We start from the raw sequence: 20,946 nt of genomic DNA on the forward strand, positions 1-20,946 counted from the left end.
CCGAATGCGCTTGTGAGCTGCCGCTCGATCACACACAGTACCCTGGACTCGCCCACTGCTGTGTGACGGACCGAATACCCAGGTTACCCGGTAGTGGCCCCGATCAGGGCAGCGGGCCACCGGCGGCGAGTGCGCAGAGTTTGGTGAACTCCTCGCCGTCCAGGCTGGCGCCACCGACGAGTGCACCGTCGATGTTTTCGCAGGCCACGAGCTCGCTCACGTTGTTGGCCTTCGCCGAGCCGCCGTAGAGCACCCGGACCACGGAAGCGACCTCGGCGCCGTACTTCTCGGCCAGCGTCGCGCGGATGGCCGCGCAGACCTCTTCGGCGTCCGCCGGGGTCGCCACGCGGCCGGTCCCGATGGCCCAGACGGGCTCGTAGGCGACGACCACGTCCTTCACCTGCTCGGCCTTCAGGCCCTTGAGGCCCTCGACGAGCTGGTTCGTGGTGTGCGCGATGTGCTCGCCCGCCTCGCGGACGTCGAGCTTCTCCCCCACGCACAGGATCGGCGAGATGCCGTGCTTGAGCGCGGCCTTGACCTTCTTGTTGACCAGCTCGTCGGTCTCGGCGTGGTACTCACGACGCTCCGAGTGCCCGACCGTGACCCAGCTGCAGCCCAGCTTCGCGAGCATGGCGCCCGAAACGTCGCCGGTGTAGGCGCCGGAGTCGTGCGCGGACAGATCCTGCGCACCGTAGGAGAGCAGGAGCTTGTCGCCGTCGGTCAAGGTCTGCACCGTGCGGATGTCGGTGAACGGCGGCAGCACCGCCACGTCCACCTTGGCGTAGTACTTCTCGGGCAGCGCGAAGGAGATCTTCTGCACCAGCGCGATGGCCTCGAGGTGGTTGTTGTTCATCTTCCAGTTGCCGGCGATGAACGTCTTGCGAGCCATGAATTCTCCGTCAGACGGCGTATCCGCCACGGGCTCGGCGAGCCCGCGGCGGATACGTGGTGAGAACTACCGGACCGGGTTAGTTGTCGAGTACCGCGACGCCGGGCAGTTCCTTGCCCTCGAGGTACTCCAGCGACGCTCCGCCGCCGGTGGAGATGTGCGAGAAACCGTCCTCGGGCAGGCCGAGCTGCCGCACCGCGGCCGCGGAGTCGCCACCGCCGACGACAGTGAACGCGTCACTGGCGACCAGCGCTTCGGCGACCGCGCGGGTGCCCTCGGCGAACGACTCGAACTCGAACACGCCCATCGGGCCGTTCCAGAACACCGTGGCCGCGTCGGCCAGCTTGCCCGCGAACAGCTCACGCGTCTTCGGGCCGATGTCGAGACCCTGCCGGTCGGCCGGGATCGCGGTCGCGTCCACGACCTCGAACTCGGCGTCCACGGCGAAGTGGGTCGCGGCCAGCACGTCGACGGGCAGCACGAGCTCGACGCCGCGCTTCTCCGCCTCCGCGAGGAAGCCGCTGACCTGGTCCAGCTGGTCGGCCTGGAGCAGCGACTGGCCGACCTCGTAGCCCTGGGCCTTGAGGAAGGTGTACGCCATGCCGCCGCCGATGAGCAGCCTGTCGACCTTGGTCAGCAGGTTGGCGATCACGCCGAGCTTGTCCGAGACCTTCGCGCCGCCGAGGACGACGACGTAGGGCCGGGCGAGCTCGTCGGTGAGCTTCTTGAGCACCTCGAGCTCGGCCAGCACCAGGCCACCGGCGTACGCCGGGAGCGCACGCGCGACCTCGTAGACCGAGGCCTGCTTGCGGTGCACCACGCCGAAGCCGTCGGAGACGAACGCCCCGCCCGGCACCAGCGCGGCGAGCTCGGCGGCCAGCTCGGCCCGCTCGCTCTCGGTCTTGCTGGTCTCGCGGGCGTCGAAACGCACGTTCTCCAGCAGCGCGACCTGACCTTCGGCCAGCTCGCCGACGACCTTCTTGGCCGACTCGCCGACCAGGTCACCCGCCAGCGGGACGTCCACGCCGAGCAGCTCGGACAGCCGCTGGGCGACCGGGCTGAGCGAGTACTTCGCGTCCGGCTCGCCCTTGGGACGGCCCAGGTGCGCCGTGACGACGACCTTGGCACCCGCCTCGGCCAGCCGCTTCAGCGTCGGCAGGGCCGCGCGGACGCGGCCGTCGTCGGTGATGGTCTCCCCGTCGAGCGGGACGTTCAGGTCGGAACGCACGAGCACGTACCGGCCTGCAACGTCCTCGCCCAGCAGGTCTTCGAGTGTCTTGACGGTCATGCTCAGAGCTTCGAGCCGACGAGCTTGATCAGGTCCGCGAGGCGGTTGGAGTAGCCCCACTCGTTGTCGTACCAGCCGACGACCTTGACCGTGTTGCCCATGACCTTGGTCAGCGGCGCGTCGTAGATGCACGACGCCGGGTCGGTGACGATGTCCGAGGACACGATCGGGTCGGTGTTGTAGCGCAGGTAGCCCTTGAGCGCGCCTTCCGAGGCGGCCTTGTAGGCGGCGTTGATCTCCTCGAGCGTCGCGGCCTTCTTCAGCGTGACCGTGAGGTCGGTGGCCGAACCGGTCGGGACCGGGACGCGGATCGCGTAGCCGTCGAGCTTGCCCAGCAGGTCCGGGAGCACGAGGCCGATGGCCTTCGCGGCGCCGGTCGAGGCGGGCACCAGGTTCAGCGCGGCGGCGCGGGCGCGGCGCAGGTCCTTGTGCGGCGCGTCCTGCAGGTTCTGGTCCTGGGTGTACGCGTGGATCGTGGTCATCAGGCCGTGCTCGATGCCGAAGGCGTCGTTCAGGACCTTGGCCAGCGGGCCGAGGCAGTTCGTGGTGCACGAGGCGTTCGAGATGATGTTCTGCGAACCGTCGTACTGGTCGTCGTTGACGCCGAGCACCACGGTCAGGTCCTCACCCGAGGCGGGCGCGGAGATGATGACCTTCTTGGCGCCACCGGCGAGGTGGGCCTTCGCGGCCTCCGCCTTGGTGAAGAAGCCGGTCGACTCGACGACCACGTCGACGCCAAGGTCGCCCCAGGGCAGGTTCGCCGGGTCGCGCTCGGCGAGGGCCTTGATGGTCTTGCCGTCGACGACGATGCCCTCGTCGCTGACGCTGACCTCGCCGGGGAAACGGCCGAGGATGGAGTCGTACTTCAGGAGGTGGGCCATCGTGGCGACGTCGCCGAGGTCGTTGAAGGCAACGATCTCGATGTCGTGACCGCTGGCCTTAACGGCGCGGAAGAAGTTGCGGCCGATCCGGCCGAAGCCGTTGACACCTACGCGAACCGTCACTGCTGTCACTCCTTGGAGACTCGACCGGGAAATCCCGGGAAGACTTCTGGACTCAGGCTCACACTAGCGTGCTGGCCTGCACCTACTTGACTGCCCCAAGAGACTTGCACCCCTGCGCCCACCTGGTCAAGAATCGATCAAGATGAAAGCTCCCGCTCGAGTGGCGTCCGGAATCGTGGCGTCACACACACTTCGCCGAACCACTCCGTGAGGTTGACACTTTCGTCCGTTATGGCCGCTTCCGCGGCCGCTCCGACGTCCTCCAGCAGCCGGACGGCGACCTCACCCGAGGGGCGCTGCGCCCAGCCGCCGACGATGCGCCCGTCACTCCAGACCGTCGGCCCGATGTTGCCGCTGCGGTCGAACAGCGCGTCCCGGTGCTCGCCGAGGAACCACCCGCGTTCGCTCCAGCCCATCGGCGTCGGGTCGAGGCCCGGCAGCAGCGCGACCCACGGCTCCGGCCGCCCGGCCGGCTCGACATCCTCGGGCAGCACGACCCCGGGCACGCCGTCGAGATCGACCTCGACCGGGCCGAGCGCCGCCAGCGCCTTCTTCACCTGTCCCGCCGTCCAGCCGGTCCACCAGCGCAGGTCGGCCACCGGGGCGGGGCCGTAGGCCGAGAGCCATCGGCGCGCGAGCTCGACGCGGGCGGCGCCGGGCTCCCAGGCCTTCAGGCCGCCGGGCAGCCAGCCCTCGAGCGGGGCCCAGTGGTACTGGCTGCTGATCCACGAGCCCCTCGGCCTGCCGCGCACGATGCGGCCGTCCACGGCCAGCTGGAGCAGGACCCGGCTGGTGATGTTCCCGATCGACTCGTACGGCTTGCCCTTGGACATGAGCAGCTGCTGACGCAGCCTCGGCTCGTCCTCGGACAGCTGCTGCGCCGTCGCCGAGCCGCGGGCCTTCAGCGCCCGCGCCGTGGACTCCTCGACCTCCGCGAGCCAGCCGCCCGGATCGGGCAAGTCCTCGGGATGACCCTGTGTCCCGAGATGCTGCTCCAAGCGACGACGCTCCCGCACCGCGACATCGGCCGAGCAACCGGCCTGGACGATCGCCGCGACCTCACGACTCGCGACGAACATGGTGCGGCGCATGCCGAGGAGGCGGAGCACCGCGCGTTCGTCGTACAGCGCCGCTTCGAGCTCCCCCACCGGGGAGTGCCCACGCCGGGCCCGCGCCGAGAGGTACACCGTCGCCGGGTCTGTCGCGTGCAGGGCGACCACCCCGTCGGCCGCCTCCACCACGGAGCCCGCGGGAGACGCGAGACAGTGGCGGCGGGCCAGCCTGGCCCGGCGCTGCTCGACACTGATCTTGAGGGTCACCGGATCTTCCTACCAGCAGGCACCGACAAAAACCGGTGGGCTTCGCGCGCCGGCGGTTCTACGCTCGGCGCATGGTTTCCGGTGGTCACTTCGCGGCCTTCGCCGCGCTCACGTTCCTGATGGTCATCGTGCCCGGCCCGAGCGTGCTGTTCACGATCAGCCGCGCGCTCACCATCGGCAGGCGCGACGCGCTGCTCACCGTCGTCGGCAACGCGATCGGCGTGTACACCCAGGTGGTGGCCGTGGCGTTCGGGCTCGGCGCGATCGTCAGCGAGTCCGCCGCGGTGTTCACCGCGATCAAGCTGGCCGGCGCGCTCTACCTGGTCTACCTCGGGGCACAGGCGATCCGGAAACGCCACCGCCTGACCGCCGCGTTCACCTCGGAGGTCCGCACGACCCCGGGCCGCGCGCCCGCCGTGGTGCGCGACGGGTTCGTGGTCGGCTTCGCGAACCCGAAGTCCATCGTGTTCCTCGCCGCGATCCTGCCGCAGTTCGTGAACTCCTCGGCCGGTTCGGTCCCGGCGCAGATGCTGCTGCTCGGCCTCTGCCTGCCGGTCATCGCACTGGCCTGCGACAGCGCTTGGGCGGTCGTCGCGGGCCAGGCGCGGGACTGGTTCGCCCGGTCACCGCGGCGGCTGGAGCTGGTCGGCGGGACGGGCGGGCTGATGATGATCGGCCTCGGCACCACACTGGCCTTCACCGGCCGCAAGGACTAGTACGCCTCACGCCGCAACAACTCCGACTGTCCCTGAAGGCCACTCTTGATGGCGCCCCCACGCAACGGCGTCTAACGCCGTCATGGTGGCCTTCAGGGACCCCGATACCAGGCCGCCACCAACCGGCGGGGTCGCCGGGTCCGGATCCCGTGGCTCAGGCGGTGGAAACGGCGGGGTCCGGCTCCTCGGCGGGACGGGAGAACAGGCGGGTCGCCGAGAGGCGGGCGACGCCGTCGGGGTCGCCGAGCTCGTCCACGGAGTTGCGGATGGTCGCGTCCACGGACAGGTACTTCCGGCCGGCTCGCAGATCCGCGTCGTTGCGCAGGCGGACGATGAGCGGGAACTCGCTGAGCGCGCCCGCGTCGAACAGGCCGGTGGTGTAGATCAGCTGGACGCCCAGTGCCTCGGCGACCGCGCGCTGCAGTTCCAGCAGGTAGCCCGCCGACGCGCGGCCGATCGGGTTGTCGAGGAACAGGACGCCGGAATGCCGGTTGCGGACCTTTCCGCGGTTGTTGGCGCGCAACGCCGCCAGGGTGCAGTACAGGATGATCGCCGCGGTCAGCTGCTGGCCGCCGGAAAAGACGTCCCTGATCTCCGAGACGCGCTGGCGTTCGGTGCGCAGGACCGAGTCCGGCTTGAGCATGTCCACGCGGAAACCCTTGGGGGCCGCGGCTTGCACGCCACGCAACACCAGGGACAGGCCGTCGCGCTTGATGTCGCGGCCGTCCGCGGTCTTGCCGATCGCCGCCTCGTCGACGACCTCGCCGAGGCGCTCGGCAAGAACGTTGTCCTCCAGCTCGGTGAACCGGATACGAAGGAACTCCTGGCCCGACCAGTCACCGAGGCCGTCCGGCAGCCGGGACACGCGCTGGGCCGAGCGGAGGGTGCGCAGGGCGCCGTCGACCATGCCCTGCAGGCGGGTGATGATGCCGCCGCGGTGGCGGTCGATCTGGGCGAGGTCGTCGGTGAGCGAACGCAGGCGCGGGCGCAGGGCCTCGGCCCATTCCGCGGCGTGCGCGGGCAGCTGGTCGCGGCGCACCGAGATGACCTGCTGGCGCACGGGGGTGCTCAGCTTCTCGAACCGCTTCTCGGTCGCGTACTGGGCCAGCTGGTCGGCCGCCGCCCGCACCCGGCGGTCGCCCGCGTCGGCCGCGTCCTGCGCTTCGGTGAACACCGCGTTGAGCCGGGAATGCTGGGTGCGGGCGGCTTCGACGTCGCCGTCGAAGACCTGGTCCGGTTCGGCCTCGGGGGCCAGGTGGGCCATCGACTCGGCCAGTACCCCGAAACCGGACGCCGACATCCGCGCGGAGTCCAAAGTGGACTCAGCGGCGGCGCGGCGTTCCCGCAGTTCCTCCCACTTCCGCGCGGCGCCGGAGGCCTCCAGGCTCGCCGCGTCGATGAGTTCCAGGCCGTGCTCGATGTCGCGCGGCCGCTCGGCCGGGGCGACCGAACTCGGCTGTTGCGGGAGCACGTCCAGCTCCGCCTTGCGCGTCGCGACCAGGCCGATGACCTCGGCGCGCTCGTCCTCGAGCACCGCCACCGCCCGGTTGGCGCGCGACTGGGCCGCCGCCCGCGCCGAAGCGTCCGAACCGTCGGGGGTCTCCAACAGCTCGGCGGCCCGCGCCCGCACGGCGTCGTCGAGGCCTTCCACGGCGGACCGCGCGGCGGCTTCGGCGGTCTCGGCCTGTTCGAGCTCGGCCCGCAAGTCGCTGCCGACCTCGACCTTCGCGTACGCCTCCGAGGCGGAGGCGAAGGTCCGGCGCAGCGCGTCGACCGGCTCGGCGGGCGCGTCGGCGTCCTGCGAGAGGTCGCCCGCGCCCGGGACCTCGGCCAACTCCGCCTTCGCGGTCGTGGCCGTGCGGCGGTGCCCGTCGGCGGTGCGCTGTTCCTCCCCCGCCTGCTCGCGCAGGCGCGAGGCCTTCGCCGCGGCTTCGGTGGCGGTGGCGTCGGCGCGCTCGGCGATCTCGGCCGCACGCTCGACGTCCTCGGTCCACTCGGTGATCCGTGACGACCGGGCGGCGAGGGCCTCCAGCTTGCGCGCTTTCTCGCCGATCTCGGCAGAAGTGTTGCGCAGCAAGGGAATCCGTTCGCGCAGAGTCACGGTCTTCTCGCCGAGCCTGGCGGACTCGGCGTTCGCCTGATCCAGCGCGGTCCGCGCCGCCTCGGCCGCGGTACGCGCCGTCTGCGCCTGCTCGGCGAGCGTGGCGATGCTGCCGGGCGGGTAGTCCTCGCGCCAAGTGGTCAGTTTCCAGGACAGGGAACCGTCTTCGGACAGCGAGTTCGACAGCCGTTCCAGGCGGCTCTGCCGTTCGTCCTGCCGCTTCGCGACGGCCTCGCGCTCGGCGTCCGCGGACTCCTCGTCGTACATCGCCGGGTTCGGCGGCACGAGGAACTCGATCCCGGCGACCTCGGTCAGCGAGCCGTCGTTGATCGAGGCCGTGGTGCCTACCGGGATGATCGCGCTCGGCAGCAATCGGCGCTGCGCCAGGATTTCCCGGGCGCGCCCCGCGTGCGCCGGGTCGTTGAGCAGCACCCCGGACACCAGCTGCGGCGCCCGCCGGAGCACCTCGTCGCGCCGAGGCGAGTCCATTTTGGACAGATAGCGCCAGCCGGACCAGGCGGTGACCCCGGCCTCCTCCAGCGCGTCGAGCGCGGCCTGGACGTCCTCGGGCGGCGGCAGCAAGCCGCCGGAACCGAGCGCGGCGAGCGCGCGCTCGTCGGCGGATTCCTCCATGCGCAGGGAAGTCTGCTCGCGTTCGACCACGGCCCGCGCCTCGCGCAGCCGCTCCAGCAACACCGGGACGTCGTTCTCCAGCGAGATGTCCTCGGCGCCCAGCAGCTCCGTCAGCCGCGGCTCGACGGCGAGCGCGTCGGTGCGGCGATGAGCCCTGTCGAGCTCGTCGGCGGCGCGGTCGAGCCGGTCCGCGGTCGAGCCTGCCAGTTGGTGCGCCTCGTTGACGGTCGTCTGCGCCGCGCGGAGGTCTTCGGTCACCCGTTCGAGCTCCTGCTCGCGGCGGACGAGCTCGTCAGCGGCGGCTTCGGCGGCGGTCCGCGCCGACCTGGCCGCTTCGGCGACGTCAGCTCCGGCCGAGAGCGTCTTCGCGCGGACGGCCTCGGTGATCTCCTCGCGGACCTCGGTGATCCGGCCGGTCAGCCCCCGGGCCTCGGCCCGGCGGCCTGCGGACAGGTTGGCCGCCTCGTCACGCCCGGACTGCGCCTTCTCCGCCTCCGCGCGCAAGGCGGCGACGTGCGCTTCGGCCTTGGCCGCCTGCTGCTGCGCGTCCCCGGCGAGCGCCATCAGGCCACGGGCCAGTGCGTTGGCGGCCGCGTTGCGGGCCTCCAGCGCGGGCTGGGCCTTCTGCTCCCGGCTGCCGACCAGCTCACGGAAGTCCCGCGCCTTGCGGGCCGCGTTGAGCTGGTTCAGCACCGTCGCGCACTCGCGCCAAGCTTCGGCGGACGTCTTCGCCTCGGTCAGGCCGGCGTCGACACGCTTCTTGGCTTCCTTGGCCTCTTCCAGCCGCAGCGCACCGACCAGGCGACGCAGCTCGGTCACCGCGGCGGCGAGCCTGCGGTGGTCCCCCTCGGCCAGCTTCTCGGCCGACTTGACCTCGTCGACGTGCTGTTCCAGCCCGCTCAGCCGGTCGTTCTCCAGCCTGTCCCTGGCGGCGACCCGCCCGGCCAGCTCGCGCATGTCGGCCTTCGCGGCGGCGGCCAGCTTGCGGGAAGCGGCGGCGACGCCCTCCTCGCCTGCCAGCGGGCCCAGCAGTTCGAGGGCGCCCGCGACGAAGTCCCGCTCGGAGATCAGGTCCCCGCGCTGGGCCAGGTTGTGCGCGTAGGTCGAGACGACCTCGGCCAGGTCCTTCGGCTCGTCCTCGGAGATCACGGCCTTGAGCAGGAACTCGACGAACGCCTCGTCGGTGCCGAAGGCGAACGCGTCGGCGGCCTCACCCTCACCGGCGTTCATCGCGCGCTGGTAGCGGAACAGCTCGGTGTCCAGGCCGAGGCCGTCGAGCCTGGACGTCCACTCGTGGTGGCGGCGCGTCGAGAACAGCTCCAGCTCGGGCTCGGCGGCGTGGACGTCCTTGAGCTGGTCGTGGAAGCCGGACATGGTGAGCAGGCGGCCGTCGGCGGTCAGCGGCAGGGTGTCGAGCCCCAGCGTCGGCGTCGGGCGGAAGCAGTACCAGGAGTCGATCAGGTTCTCGGAGTCCGAGGAGACCACGTGCCCGCGCCACTCGGAGACCTTGCCGGTGAGCACGCGGTGCCCGGTCTCGACGTGCAGCCACTCCAGCACGACGTGCGAGACGTCCTTGGCCGCGACGAACTTCTCCAGCACCTTGGTGTTCGTGGTGCCGACGACCTGGCGGCGGCCGGGCAGCATCACCGAGAAGATCAGCTTGATCAGCACGGACTTGCCGCCGCCGTTCTCCAGGAACAGCACGCTCGCCGGGGACGGCCGCCGCGGCACGCTCTGGCCCGCCAGGTGGATCCCGGCGCTGAACAGGGCGTCCTGGCTGGGCGCGGTGACCGCCTTGCCCACTTCGCTGAGGTCCAGCACGACGTCCTGGTACCGCGCGCCCGACGGGCCCACGGAGTGCAGGCGTACCCGCGAAAGCTCGTACATCCGATCCCCTCGTTAGAGCATGTCCGACGCGGCCGCGCGCAGCGTCCCGGCGCCGGTGGCGACCGAGACGACGTCGAGTGCCAGCAGGTCGTCGAAGGCCGCGTCGGCGGCCAGTTCGCGCACCTGGATCTGATAGCGCGGTGTCGTCCGGTATGTGCCGCCCTGTTCCCCGCTGACCTGCACCAGGAAGCCCTGTTCGGTGAGGAAGCGCAGTGCTCGCGCGACCATGCCCCTGGTGGTGTCCGAGGCGAGCCTGCCGTCCTTGGTGGCCGCCGCGGCCGGGCGGCGCGCGTAGGCACGCCAGGCCTGTTCGAGCTCGGGGGCGTCGGCCAGCGGGTCGGCGTTGCCCTCCGCCTCGGCCGCGCGCTCGTCGAGGATGCGGCAGGCCTCGCGGACCATCGCGTCGACCTGCTCGACGCTGACCCGGCCGATGTAGGTGTCGTTCGCCAGGTCGTCGGGGCGCGGGTACGCCAGCGCCGCGGCGGCCAGGTGGATGAGCCCGTGCAGGACCTTCTCGGTCTCCCGGCGCTCGCGGATCTTGCTCTGCCGGGCGTAGCTGTCCATCTTGATCTCGAAGATGGACTCGTCCGTCGCCGCCAGCACCGCGCCCGCCTGCATGTTGACCTCGAGGACCATCAGCCCGAGGCCGCTCGCGACCGCGTGCGTGAGCTGCTTGAACGCGCTGTCCTCGCCGTAGCGCCGCACGAGATCGCCGTAGACGACGTCACGGGCGGGCAGCTGCTTCGGGCGCATCCCGAACGACACGAGCCGGGCGGCGGCCTCCGCGTCCCCCGAGCTGAACGACACGCTCACGCGACCTCCTCGGTTGCTTCGTCTGTTCCGTCGCCAGCGGCCCGCTGGACCCCGGCCGAGTACAGCAGCAGGTCCGCGCCGCCGAACTCCGGGTCCTCCAGCAGCGTGCCGTCGTCGACGGCCAGCAGCACCCGGTGGCCGCCCTGGCGCAGCGTGGCACCGACTTCGGGACTGTAGGCGTAGAGCGCACGCAGCGCGACCAGGCCCGGGAGCCCGCGGTCGATCCGGCGGGCCTCCTCCAGCAGGCCGGACAGCCGGCGCGGGACCTCCGGCAGGTCGAGCAGCGCGTCGGCCTGGCGCCACTGCTCGTCACCGAAGCGGTCGGTCTCCTCGGCGGGCATCAACTCGGGCTCGGGGATCTCCCCGACGAGCTGGTCACGCTCGGGCGCGGGGCGCAGCAGCAGCGACACCAGCGAGGACAGCGAAGGCACGATCGGCGGGGTGATCCCCGCGACGGCGTGGAAGAACGACTCGGCGGGTGCGACGGCGTCGGCCAGCGGCAGGCCCAGCGTCGGGACCAGGAGCTGGCCGAACAGGTCGAGCGTGGCGCGCTGCGGCGGGCCGGAGAACTGCTGGCGGTCCTGCTCGGCCCGGAACACCGCCCCGGCGTCCTGCAGCCGCGACTGGAGCCGGGTGTGGCGGCGGATGCAGTCGCCGACGATGTCGACCAGCTCGGCGGCGCGGCGCTTGCGGTCCGGGTCCTCCGCCTCGTCGCGGGCGGCGGTGATGTTCTTGAGGATCGCGTTCTCCGCCCGGAAGCGGGACTCGATGTGGGTGAGCGCGGAGTCCAGCAGCTCGGGGACCTCGCGCTCCCAGTCGACGGCCCGGACGTCCCGGCGGGTGGCGTCCAGCTTCGCGCGCAGCGTCTCGCCGTACTGGACCGTGCGGTAGCGGGCCTGCTCGGCGGCCAGTTTCGCGTCGGCCAGACGACCCCGCGCGATCAGGTTCTCCAGCTTGACCTCGGCCGCGATCTGGGCCGACTCGACGTCGGTGTCGAGGGCGCCGACCAGCACGTTGATCGCCTCGTCGGTGGAGCGCAGGTAGACCTCGCCGTCCGGCGCGGCCAGCTCGACCAGCAGCTTGAAGTCGAACTGACGCCGCTGGTAGCCGCCACCGGGCCCGATGGAGCCGTAGACCCGCCGGAAGCCGCGGTCGGTGGTGCCGACGTTGATCAGGTTGTCCAGCACCCAGCGGGCGACCTTGACGTGCTCGTCGGCCGCGCGGCCCGGCGCCTGCATCGCGATGAAGGGCAGGAGGCGCACGATCACCTGTTCGTGGTCGGCCCCGGTGTCGAAGTCCATCGACACGGTGACCTGGTCGATCGTGTGCAGCGCGATCTCGGCCATCTGGTAGATCGTCGCGTCGGCCCAGTCCAGCTTGGCCTTGCGCGCGTCCAGGTCGTGCAGGGGCGCGGTGCACGCGAGCGCCTTCAGCCGCCGGGTCAGCCCCTCGTCGGCCAGGCCCGCGCCCATCATCTCGTCGTCACGCACAGCAGGAAAGGCTAGTCGCACACACCGGGCGCCCGCTCGGGTGACCGGCTAGCGTCTGCTCCATGCACGAGATGAGCAGGGGCGAATGGTGGGAGTTCGCGAGCGCGGGTACCCGCACGGGCAAGCTGGGGGTCACCCGTAAGGACGGCACCCCGCACGTCACCCCGATCTGGTTCCTGCTGAACGAGGCCGACGGCCACGACGAGCTGATCTTCACCACGGTCACCGCGGGCCTCAAGGGCAAGGCGCTGCTGCGCGACCCCCGGCTCTGTCTCTGCGTGGACGACCAGCTGCCGCCGTACTCGTTCGTCCAGTTCACCGCCGAGGCGAGCCTGCACCACGACCTCGACGAGATGCGCGACTGGGCGACCCGGCTCGGTGGCAGGTACATGGGCGCCGAGCAGGCCGAGGACTACGGCAAGCGCAACGCCGACCCCGGCGAGTCGCTCGTGCGCGCGAAGATCACCCGAGTGGTCGCGCGAGCCGGGATCGCCGACTGACAGTGTCCTTTTTCTGACATTATCGCCGGTTTACATAGCCTCTGAAGGCCACCTTGAGGGACCTAGAGTCCCTCAAGGTGGCCTTCAGAGGCTTCACACGGGGACGCGCAGGCCGAAGGGGAGCTCTCGGCGAATGGGGCCCGTGTAACCCGTTCACGCGGGCTCTTTTTCACTGCGGGTAAGCGCTTCCTGCCAGTATTGACACCGGCCGGGCAAGGGTGTCTGATCTGTCACGTAGTTAGTAAAGTTTCCTATTTAATCGACTTCCGCCGTGCTCCCTCCCGTCCCCGCACCCACGTTGGAGGCCTCAGTGGCACCGCATGTTCCCCGGCGCACGGCAGCATCGTGCGTCGCAGCGGCGATCACGTTCGCCCTGTTACCCGCAGCCCCGGCCGCCGCCGCCGCCGTGGCGACCGACTACGAAGCCGAAAGCGCCACCATCTCCCAAGGCGTCGTCGAGTCGAACCACGCCGGCTACTCGGGCACCGGCTTCGTCAACTACGACAACGTCGTCGGCAGCTTCGTCGAGTACTCGGTGAACGCCGCGCAGGCGGGCACCCACACCCTGACCTTCCGCTACGCCAACGGCACGCCGGACAACCGGCCGGTCCGGCTCACCGTCGACGGCGGCGACAGCGGCGACAAGGGGATCGTCAACTTCCCCGGCACCACCGACTGGACGAACTGGCAGACCGCGACCGCCACGGTGCAGCTCACCGCGGGGGTCAACAAGGTCCGCACGACCTCGACCACCACCAGCGGCGGCCCGAACGCCGACAAGCTCACCGACACCTTCAGCGGTCCCACCGACACCGAACCGCCGACGCCGCCGAAGAACCTCAAGGTGAGCAACGTCCTGCCGACCGCGGCCACCTTCAGCTGGGAAGCCGCGACCGACAACGTCGGCATCACGCGCTACGAGATCAACCGCGGCGGCAACATCCTCAAGACCGTCGACGCGAACACGACCACGGCCACGGTGGACAACCTGACGCCGAACACCTCCTACGACATCTCGGTGCTGGCCTACGACGCCGCGGGCAACCCGTCACAGCCGAGCAACGTCGTCGGGGTCACGACCCCGCCGAGCGACGACACCACCCCGCCGAGTGTGCCGGGCAACCCGCGCTCGACCGGCGTCACCGCCAACAGCGTCAGCCTGGCCTGGAACGGTTCGACCGACAACGGCGGCACCGTCGCCGGGTACGACGTCTTCCAGGGCGCCACGAAGGTCTCGACCACGACCTCGGGGCGGTCGATCCACCAGCTGATCAGTGAGTCGACGACGCCGGTCCAGACGTGGGCGAGCGCTTCGATGTCACGCTGCTCAGTCAGGTCGCGCGCACGCAGCAGCTGGGCGGCTCCGAGCAGCGCGAACGCGTCCAGCCTCGTGCGGTAGCCGTGCGCGGCCGCGGCGATGCCGCCGACGGTCGGGACGGTGGTGTCGCGCAGGAGCTTCCACGCGTGAGCGGCACCGCCGCGATGACCCGCATCGCGTCGGCCCGGTCGAAGGAGGTCCGGGCAGGATCGACCTCGTCCCAGGACAAGGTCTCCGGCCGGTAGTCGTAGCTGGACATGACGCCGATCCTCACGGCGCCGGGGACAAAGCACAACGCGGTTTCTACGCGGTGTCGCGTAAGGCGAGCTGGTTCTCGGGCCGGATCTCCGGTGCCAGGCTCACCAGCGGCGGCCGCTGCGCGCACGTCAGGTCGGTGAGCACCAGCTCGCGCTCGACGCCGTCGCCCGACCCGCCGCGCTGGAACTGGGCCAGCAGGGTCGCCGGTGGGTGGGCCGAGACCAGGCGGCCGTAGCGTTCCAGGCGGTCGACGAGGGTGAGCATGATCTGGCCCGCCATCCGGCCGAGCGCCTGGGTGCTCTGATGGCGGTGGACGCGATGGCCGAGGTCGACCTGCGCCAGCGCGTCGAGCCCGCGCAGCTCCAGCAGGTCGATCAGGTGGCCGACCTCCACCCCGTAGTTCGCCACGAACGGGATGCTTTCGAGCACCTCACGCCGTCCGGCGTACTCACCGGCGAGCGGCTGCACGAAACCCGCGAGCTCCGGCCAGTACATGTTGAGCAGCGGGCGGGCCACCAGCTCGGTGACGCGGCCGCCGCCGTCCGCCTCCGTGCCGTGTTTGCCGACCAGCGGGCGGTGGTAGAAACCCTTGACGTAGGCCACCGACGGGTCGGTCAGCAGCGGGCCGAGCAGCCCGGTGACGTAGTCGCAGGTGAAGTCGTAGAGGTCGCCGTCGACGAACACCACGATGTCGCCGGTGGTCGCCGCGACACCCTTCCAGAGCGCCTCACCTTTGCCAGCCAAGCCGTCCAGCCCAGGAAACACGTCGTCCTGGGCGACGACGTCCGCCCCGGCCGAGGCGGCAACCTCGGCGGTGCGGTCGGTGGAGTGGCTGTCGACCACGAGGATCTCGTCGACCAGCGGCAGCGCCTCGGCCAGCTGGGTGCGGATGGCGGTGACGATCGCGCCGACAGTGGCTTCTTCGTTGCGGGCGGGAATGACGACCGAAACCCGCATACCCCGTTTCGCCGCGACGAGTTCCGCGGCACTCCAGTCCCCGGCCCGGCTGCTGCGCCGCGCGAGCCAGGAACCGACCTCGGCCGAAACCTGCAACTGCGCGCGTTCCCCGTTCGTCCTGCTCGTGCGCATGGGTTTCCCCTTCCCTCGGGAGGCTGTCGCCTGAGACCCACGGTCGACTGGGCAGGTTTCCGATCACCACCCCGGCGTGCTACCGCTGCGTTACGAGTTCGCCCCCCAAGCACCGACTTGTTAACGCCACGAACTCCACCGTAAGCGACCCGCACCTCTCAAGTGCACGGCCAGCCAGAGCCACAACCCCCCGCAAACCAGCCCAGCCGCCCCCGAGCGGCCCGAAACCCAGCCACAAGGTCTTCCCGAGCTTTGCGAGGGAAGACTTCACCGCCGCGCGCCCTCTTTCGGGCCGAAGGCCCCCGCTATTGCGACGGTACACCGGCCCCCCGGCCTGCCCAACACGAGTCGCCTACGAAGGTCGGGGCCGGTGTGGCGGCGCAATAGCGGAAGCGCGCTGGCCAATAAACACAGGCTCCTAGCCGTACCTCTGAACGTCCACACAACCCACGCACGCACCGCAACCAAGAACCGCGACAGGAAAACCCGCTGACAAGTAGCCCTCATGAAGCATCCACCCACCACGCTGACCTGAAGTCCCTGAAGGCCACCATGACGGCGTTTAACGCCGTCATGGTGGCCTTCAGGGACCGCAAGACAACCGGTCGGCGGGTTTGTCCTTTATGGAGTGTGAGCAACCCCGGCCACAGCTCAGTCCTCTTCGTCTTCTTCCAGCATCTCCGGGGTCACGGCGGACTCGGTGTCCGGGATGTTCTGTTCCTTGGCCTTCTTGTCGGCCATCGCGAGGAGACGCCTTATGCGCCCGGCAACAGCGTCCTTGGTCATCGGCGGCTCGGACAGCTGGCCCAGCTCTTCGAGTGAGGCCTGCCGGTTCGACAGCCGAAGCTTCCCGGCGGCGAGCAGGTGGTCCGGCGCCGAGTCGGCGAGGATCTCCAGCGCGCGCTCGACCCTGGCCGCCGCCGCGACGGCCGCCCGTGCCGAGCGTCGCAGGTTCGCGTCGTCGAAGTTGGCGAGCCGGTTCGCGGTCGCGCGCACCTCGCGGCGCATCCGGCGCTCTTCCCACTGCAGAACGCTCGCGTGCGCGCCGAGTCGCGTGAGCAGCGCGCCGATGGCGTCGCCGTCGCGCACCACGACCCTGTCGGCGCCCCGCACCTCACGGGACTTCGCCTGGATGCCCATCCGGCGGGCGGCGCCCACCAGCGCCAGCGCGGCCTCCGGCCCGGGACAGGTGACCTCCAGCGAGGACGAGCGGCCCGGCTCGGTGAGCGAGCCGTGCGCGAGGAACGCGCCACGCCACGCCGCCTCCGCGTCCGCCACTCCCCCGGACACGACTGCCGCGGGCAACCCGCGGACGGGACGGCCTCGCTGGTCGATCAGCCCGGTCTGGCGGGCGAGGCCCTCGCCGTCCTTGACCACGCGCACGACGTAGCGGGTGCCCTTGCGCAGCCCGCTCGACGAGATCACGTGCACGTCCGAGTGATGCCCGTACAGCTCGTGGATCTCCTTGCGCAGCCTGCGCGCCACCGATCCGGTGTCGAGCTCGGCCTCCACCACCACGCGCCCGGCGACGATGTGCAGCCCGCCCGCGAAGCGAAGCAGCGAAGCGACCTCCGCGCGCCGCGGGCCGATCTTGGTGATTTCGAGCCTGCTCAGCTCGTCCTTCACCGCGGCTGTCATCGCCATTACTGCCCCTCCATGCTTTCCTCTACGCCCCCGCGTACGACTGCCCCGCTCCCGCTGAGACCGAGAGCCTCCCTCATACAGCCGGCGAGCGCATCAGGATCATGCCGTCCCGCCACGTCCGGGTCGCCGACCTCCCCCAGATGAGCCCGCCCGCCGAGTCTTTCCGCCGCGCGCCGCAGTCTGGCAGGCGCCGGTACCGAGTCGCGATCCGCGATCACCGCGTCCACCCGCAGTTCGGGCGCGTGCTCGGCCAGTACCTCCAGGTGCTGCTCCGGCGAGAACCCACCTGTCTCACCCGGCTGGGGGACAAGGTTCAGGATGACCACCTTCGTGGCCTTGGTCCGGACCAGCGCGTCGTGCAGGTCCGGCACCAGCAGGTGCGGCAGCACGCTGGTGAACCACGACCCGGGGCCGAGGAACACCACGTCCGCGCCGAGCACCGCGTCGATCGCCTCCGCGCACCCCTTCGGCGGCCTCCCCGTGCTGCCCGCCGGGTGCAGGCTGATCCGGCGCACCTGCCCGACCGTGCTCGCCACCGCGACCTGCCCGCGGATACGCCGCACCGCTTCGGGGTTTTCGCTGTCGAGCCCGGTCACCTCGGCCACGATGTCCAGTGGTTCCGGCGACATCGGCAGCACACGACCGGACACGCCGATCAGCCGCCGCGCCTCGTCCAGCGCGGCGACCGGGTCGCCCATCACCTCGAACAGCCCGGCCAGCAGCAGGTTGCCCACGGCGTGACCGGCGAGCGCGCCGTCACCGCCGAAGCGGTGCTGGAACACCTCCGCCCACAGCGTGCCGCCGTCTTCCGCCGCCAAGGCCGCGAAGGCCTGCCGGAGGTCGCCGGGCGGCAACAGGCCGAGCTCCCGGCGGAGCCTGCCGGAGGAACCACCGTCGTCGGCGACGGTGACCACCGCGGTGACCCTGGTGGTCACCCTGCGCAAAGCCGTGAGGGTCGCGTGCAGGCCGTGGCCGCCGCCGAGCGCGACCGCGCGCACGTTACTCGCGGCCAAGATCCCGGTGCACCACCTTCACGGCCATCCCGTCCTCGTCGGACAGCCGGTGGGCCAGCTCCTCGGAGATGGCCACGCTGCGGTGCTTGCCGCCGGTGCAGCCGACGGCGAGCGTCAGGTACCGCTTGCCCTCGCGCTTGTACCCGGCGCCGATGAGGCGCAGGAGCTGGTGGTAGCGGTCGAGGAACTCGTCCGCGCCCTCCTGGGTGAGCACGTAGTTGCGGACGTCGCCGTCGAGGCCGGTGTGCTCGCGCAGCTCCGGGATCCAGAACGGGTTCGGCAGGAAACGGACGTCCATCACCAGGTCGGCGTCCATCGGCAGGCCGTACTTGTAGCCGAACGACAGCACGGTCACGCGCGTCTGGGTGCTCGCCTCGGAGCCGAAGGCGTCCTCGATCTTGGCGCGCAGATCGTGCACCGAGAGCGACGAGGTGTCGAGCACCAGGTCTGCCTCCTCGCGCAGCGGCGACAGCAGGGCCCGCTCCGCGGTGATGCCGTCGGCGAGCCGCCCGTCGGCCTGCATCGGGTGGCCGCGCCGGACAGCCTCGAACCGGCGCACCAGCACCGCGTCGGTGGCCTCGAGGAACAGCACGCGCGGCTTGTAGCCCCGCGCGTCGAGGTCCTTGATCACCGAGGCGAGGTCGTCGGTGAACGCCCGCGACCGGACGTCCATCACCACGGCGACCTTGGTGATCGCGCCGCGCGCCTGGGCGCCCAACTCGACCATGGTGGCGATGAGCTCGGGCGGCAGGTTGTCCACCACGAACCAGCCGAGGTCCTCCAGGCACTTGGCGGCGGTGCTGCGGCCGGCGCCGGACAGCCCGCTGACGACCGCGACCTCCATCCCGGAGCCGCGAGCTTCGTCCTCTGATGTCATTTCCGTACTCTCCCCGATCACGAACCGGATTCCCCTGCCGGGGCACCGGCGGGGCTTTCCCCGGCGGTGCCGTTCTCCATGGACAGCGCGGCGGCGACGGCCTCGGCGGTGCGCCTGCCGAAGCCGGGCAACGCCTCGATCTCCTCCACGCGGGCCTGCTTGAGCCGCTTCACCGAGCCGAAGTGCTTGAGCAACGCGGTACGGCGAGCTTGCCCGAGTCCGGCCACACCGTCCAATGCGGACACCTGCAGCCGCTTCGACCGCTTCTCGCGGTGGAAGCGGATGGCGAAGCGGTGTGCCTCGTCACGCAGGTGCTGCAACAGGTACAGGGCGTCGGAGGTGCGCGGCAGGATCACCGGATCGGGGTCGCTGGGCAGCCACACCTCTTCGAGCCGTTTCGCCAGCCCCACCACGGCGATGTCGGTGATGCCGAGCTCGGCGAGCACGTCCGCGGCGGCCGTCGCCTGCGGCCCGGCGCCGTCGACGACCAGGAGGTTCGGCGGGTAGGCGAACTTGCGCGGCTTGCCGGTTTCCGGGTCGATGCCCGGCTTCGACGGATCGAAGCCGTCAGCGGTTTCTGTGCTTTCCTTGAGGTAGCGGGAAAAACGACGCCGGACGACCTCCGCGATCGAGGCGACGTCACCCTCCTCCGCGGCCTCTCGCAGCGCGAAGCGGCGGTACTCGGACTTGCGCGGGATGCCGTCCTCGAACACCACCAGCGAGGCGACGACGTCACTGCCCGCGATGTGGCTGATGTCGATGCACTCGATGCGCAGCGGCGCGGTGTCGAGCGCGAGGTTCTCCTGCAGCTCGGCCAGCGCCGCCGACCGCGCGGTGAGGTCCCCGGCGCGGCGCAGCTTGTGCTGGGTGAAGGCCTCGGCCGCGTTGCGCTGCACGGTCTCGGCCAGCGCGCGCTTGTCCCCCCGCTGCGGGACGCGCAGGCTGACCCGCGAGCCGCGCAGGCCGGACAGCCACTCCGTGACGGCCTCGGCGTCGGCTGGCAGCTCGGGCACCAGCACCTCGCGCGGGACTGCCGACGCCTCGTCGGGCGCGGAGCCTTGGGCGGCCAGCTCGGCCTGCACGCCGTAGAACTGGGTGAGGAAGTGGTCCACCAGGTCCGGGACGGCCATCTCCTCGGCCTTGTCGATGACCCAGCCACGCTGCCCGCGGACCCGGCCGCCGCGGACGTGGAAGACCTGGACGGCGGCCTCCAGCTCGTCGTGCGCGAAAGCGACGACGTCGGCGTCCGTGCCGTCGCCGAGCACCACGGCCTGCTTCTCCATCGCCCGGCGCAGCGCTCCGAGGTCGTCGCGCAGGCGGGCGGCGCGCTCGAACTCGAGCTCGTCGGAGGCGGCGGCCATCTCGCGTTCCAGGCGGCGGACCATGCCGTCGGTGCGGCCCGCGAGGAAGTCGCAGAAGTCGCTGACAATATCGCGATGTTCCGCTGCCGAGACCTTGCCGACGCAGGGCGCCGAGCATTTGTCGATGTAGCCGAGCAGGCAGGGGCGGCCGATCTGGCCGTGGCGGCGGAAGACGCCGGTGGAGCAGGTGCGGGCCGGGAACACGCGCAACAGCAGGTCCAGGGTCTCGCGGATGGCCCAGGCGTGCGCGTACGGGCCGAAGTAGCGGACGCCCTTCTTGCGGGGGCCGCGGTAGACGTGCAGGCGGGGGAACTCCTCGTGCATCGTCACCGCGAGCACGGGGTAGCTCTTGTCGTCGCGGTAGCGGACGTTGAACCGCGGGTCGAACTCCTTGATCCAGTTGTACTCCAGCTGGAGGGCCTCGACCTCGGTGGAGACCACGGTCCACTCGACGCTCGCCGCGGTGGTCACCATCTGCGCGGTGCGCGGGTGCAGGCCCGAGGTGTCCGCGAAGTACGAGTTCAGACGGCTGCGGAGGCTCTTCGCCTTGCCGACATAGATGACCCGCCCCGTGGCGTCACGGAATTTGTACACGCCAGGGGCATCCGGGATGCTCCCCGGCGAGGGACGGTAGGTGGACGGGTCAGCCACACCACCAAGCCTATGGCTCGGGTCCGACAGTCTCGCGAGGCCCCGGTGTAGCGGGCGGCATCGTCACCCTTTCAGTAGGTACCTCACCCGTTCCG

General features: G+C 70.8%; 14 protein-coding genes and 1 pseudogene. 3 read left to right on the plus strand and 12 right to left on the minus strand.

What is annotated here, in order from left to right; translation table 11 throughout:
* Window positions 1–103 precede the first annotated feature (103 nt).
* The 4 genes from tpiA to QMK34_RS15465 all read right to left on the minus strand — a co-directional run bounded on the left by tpiA (window position 104) and on the right by QMK34_RS15465 (window position 4,500).
* A complete protein-coding gene (tpiA, locus tag QMK34_RS15450) occupies window positions 104–889 on the minus strand; it encodes a triose-phosphate isomerase (protein WP_326414647.1) in 786 nt (261 codons plus the stop codon).
* Window positions 890–968: 79 nt separating this feature from the next.
* Entirely contained in the window at window positions 969–2,177 is a 1,209-nt protein-coding gene (locus tag QMK34_RS15455; protein WP_326414648.1) for a phosphoglycerate kinase, read from the minus strand.
* A gap of 2 nt (window positions 2,178–2,179) precedes the next feature.
* Window positions 2,180–3,181 (minus strand): type I glyceraldehyde-3-phosphate dehydrogenase, encoded by a 1,002-nt coding sequence (gene gap / locus QMK34_RS15460; RefSeq protein WP_326414649.1) that lies wholly within the window; start codon window positions 3,179–3,181, stop codon window positions 2,180–2,182.
* 137 nt (window positions 3,182–3,318) lie between these two features.
* Entirely contained in the window at window positions 3,319–4,500 is a 1,182-nt protein-coding gene (locus QMK34_RS15465; protein WP_326414650.1) for a winged helix DNA-binding domain-containing protein, read from the minus strand.
* 71 nt (window positions 4,501–4,571) lie between these two features.
* On the opposite strand from QMK34_RS15465, the gene QMK34_RS15470 reads away from it, so the two are divergent.
* Window positions 4,572–5,216: a LysE family translocator gene (locus QMK34_RS15470; protein WP_326414651.1), complete on the plus strand. Its 645-nt coding sequence runs from the start codon at window positions 4,572–4,574 to the stop codon at window positions 5,214–5,216.
* Between the two features lie 154 nt (window positions 5,217–5,370).
* Here QMK34_RS15470 and QMK34_RS15475 read toward each other — a convergent pair whose 3' ends face one another.
* From QMK34_RS15475 to QMK34_RS15485, 3 genes are read right to left on the minus strand one after another with little or no spacing between them, the layout of a single operon-like run.
* Window positions 5,371–9,837, minus strand: a complete 4,467-nt coding sequence (locus tag QMK34_RS15475) for a hypothetical protein (protein ID WP_326414652.1) — start codon at window positions 9,835–9,837, stop codon at window positions 5,371–5,373.
* 12 nt (window positions 9,838–9,849) lie between these two features.
* Window positions 9,850–10,590, minus strand: a complete 741-nt coding sequence (locus tag QMK34_RS15480; protein ID WP_442785156.1) for a hypothetical protein — start codon at window positions 10,588–10,590, stop codon at window positions 9,850–9,852.
* A gap of 56 nt (window positions 10,591–10,646) precedes the next feature.
* Window positions 10,647–12,125, minus strand: a complete 1,479-nt coding sequence (locus QMK34_RS15485) for a hypothetical protein (protein ID WP_326414675.1) — start codon at window positions 12,123–12,125, stop codon at window positions 10,647–10,649.
* 77 nt (window positions 12,126–12,202) lie between these two features.
* Here QMK34_RS15485 and QMK34_RS15490 point away from each other — a divergent pair, with 77 nt between their 5' ends.
* Window positions 12,203–12,640, plus strand: coding sequence for a PPOX class F420-dependent oxidoreductase (locus QMK34_RS15490; protein WP_326414655.1), 438 nt, complete (start codon window positions 12,203–12,205; stop codon window positions 12,638–12,640).
* A gap of 361 nt (window positions 12,641–13,001) precedes the next feature.
* Window positions 13,002–13,889 (plus strand): annotated as a pseudogene (locus tag QMK34_RS15495) (fibronectin type III domain-containing protein); the annotation flags it as partial.
* Window positions 13,890–14,261: 372 nt separating this feature from the next.
* Here QMK34_RS15495 and QMK34_RS15500 read toward each other — a convergent pair.
* The 5 genes from QMK34_RS15500 to uvrC all read right to left on the minus strand — a co-directional run bounded on the left by QMK34_RS15500 (window position 14,262) and on the right by uvrC (window position 20,851).
* Complete coding sequence (locus QMK34_RS15500) at window positions 14,262–15,305, minus strand: glucosyl-3-phosphoglycerate synthase (protein ID WP_326414657.1); 1,044 nt, start codon at window positions 15,303–15,305, stop codon at window positions 14,262–14,264.
* Window positions 15,306–15,956: 651 nt separating this feature from the next.
* Window positions 15,957–16,949, minus strand: coding sequence for a DNA-binding protein WhiA (whiA, locus tag QMK34_RS15505; protein ID WP_326414658.1), 993 nt, complete (start codon window positions 16,947–16,949; stop codon window positions 15,957–15,959).
* Window positions 16,949–17,947: a gluconeogenesis factor YvcK family protein gene (locus tag QMK34_RS15510; protein ID WP_326414676.1), complete on the minus strand. Its 999-nt coding sequence runs from the start codon at window positions 17,945–17,947 to the stop codon at window positions 16,949–16,951. The genes whiA and QMK34_RS15510 overlap by 1 nt, the downstream gene beginning before the upstream one ends.
* 1 nt (window position 17,948) lies before the next feature.
* A complete protein-coding gene (rapZ, locus tag QMK34_RS15515; RefSeq protein ID WP_326414659.1) occupies window positions 17,949–18,839 on the minus strand; it encodes an RNase adapter RapZ in 891 nt (296 codons plus the stop codon).
* Window positions 18,840–18,856: 17 nt separating this feature from the next.
* The gene (gene uvrC / locus QMK34_RS15520) at window positions 18,857–20,851 is read right to left on the minus strand and encodes an excinuclease ABC subunit UvrC (protein WP_326414660.1); all 1,995 of its coding nucleotides are present in this window, start codon (window positions 20,849–20,851) and stop codon (window positions 18,857–18,859) included.
* Window positions 20,852–20,946 lie beyond the last annotated feature (95 nt).

It is taken from the genome of Amycolatopsis sp. H20-H5 (genome assembly GCF_035828755.1).
GTDB lineage: Bacteria > Actinomycetota > Actinomycetes > Mycobacteriales > Pseudonocardiaceae > Amycolatopsis.